General features: G+C 33.5%; 2 protein-coding genes. Both read left to right on the top strand.

Annotated elements, in window-relative coordinates; genetic code table 11:
- Window positions 1-58: 58 nt before the first annotated feature.
- The gene (locus INF20_RS07890; protein WP_226385829.1) at window positions 59-640 is read left to right on the top strand and encodes a helix-turn-helix domain-containing protein; all 582 of its coding nucleotides are present in this window, start codon (window positions 59-61) and stop codon (window positions 638-640) included.
- The coding region (locus INF20_RS07885) for an IS3 family transposase (RefSeq protein WP_226385830.1) at window positions 544-1399 on the top strand (856 nt) is incomplete at its 3' end. The genes INF20_RS07890 and INF20_RS07885, both read left to right, overlap by 97 nt.

The raw sequence follows: 1399 nt of genomic DNA, 5'->3' as shown, positions 1-1399 counted from the left end.
TGAACCGACCCCCAAAAGTTAGACCTAAATATCTAACAGTTGGGAGGTCGGTTTTGTTATGGCAAAATATAGCTTTGAATTTAAGAAATCTGTAGTAAAAGCCTATCTTAAAGGTGAAGGTGGCTATACATATTTAGCTCATAAATATGGTATTAAATCTATTGAACAAGTTCGCAGCTGGATTAAAAATTATCAGAAATTTGGTGATGATGGATTAAGACGTTCCAGGAAAAATAAAACATATTCTTTTGAATTTAAACTTCATATAGTAGAATTGTATCTAACAAGCGAACTCTCGTATCAGGAATTAGCAATATCACAAGAAATAAATAATCCTTCACTCGTCGTCAGATGGGTAAATGATTTTAGAACTGCAGGTCCTGATGCTTTGAGACCTAAGAAGAAAGGTCGGAAAAGATCAATGGATAAAGATACAAAGCAAAAAAAGATAAGTCAATCTGAAGATGAAGCAACTGTAGATACCAGTAAAGAATATGTAAAACAGCTCGAAGATGAGCTATTGAAACTTAGAATAGAGAATGCATATTTAAAAGAACTGAGGAGGCTGCGTTTAGAGGAGGAAGCTCTTCTGAAAAAACAGCGAGAATCATTCACAGCCTCCGAGGAGAATTTAGATTAAAAGAGATTCTCGCAGTAGTAGGATTTCCAAAATCAACATATATGTATTGGCAAAAGCGTTTTGACAGAGTGAATCCGAATAAAGAATTAGAAGAACATATCCTTGACTTACACAACGAACATAAGGATTTTGGATATCGGCGTATGAAAGCTGTACTTCAAAAAGAAGGGATTTGTGTCAATAAAAAGAAAGTACAGCGAATCATGCAAAAACTTGGTTTGCAGGTAACATCATACACAAGAAAAAGCAGACGATACAATTCATACAAAGGTAATGTTGGAAGAATTGCACCAAATAGAATAAACAGAAGATTTCACACTACAATACCGCATCAAAAGATTACTACAGATACTACCGAATTTAAGTATTATGAAATTGATGGAAAAGGTCGAATGATAATCAAAAAACTTTATCTTAATCCATTTCTTGATATGTTTAACGGTGAAATATTAAGTTATTCAATCAGCAAAGCTCCTTCTGCGGTAAGTGTATTATCTGCTCAAAAGAGAGCAATTGAAGTAACATCTGATTGTCCATACAGAAGAACTTTTCATTCTGATAGAGGATGGGCATATCAAATGGCAGCATACTCTAATAGGTTAAAAGAAAACAAAATCTATCAAAGTATGTCACGTAAAGGGAATTGTTACGATAATTCTGTTATGGAGAACTTCTTTGGTATATTGAAGCAGGAAATGTACTATGGGAACACCTACTACAGTTATGAAGAGTTAAAGGAATCAATTGAAAAATATATTA

Source organism: Gallibacter intestinalis (assembly GCF_014982745.1).
GTDB lineage: Bacteria > Bacillota > Clostridia > Peptostreptococcales > Anaerovoracaceae > Gallibacter > Gallibacter intestinalis.
The sequence above is the reverse complement of the archived record's forward strand: the minus strand, read 5'-3'. Positions and strand labels throughout refer to the sequence as shown.

Excerpts from the sequence above, each read along its gene's own strand:
- INF20_RS07890 (WP_226385829.1), top strand. The coding sequence starts at position 59 with ATGGCAAAATATAGCTTTGAATTTAAGAAATCTGTAGTAAAAGCCTAT.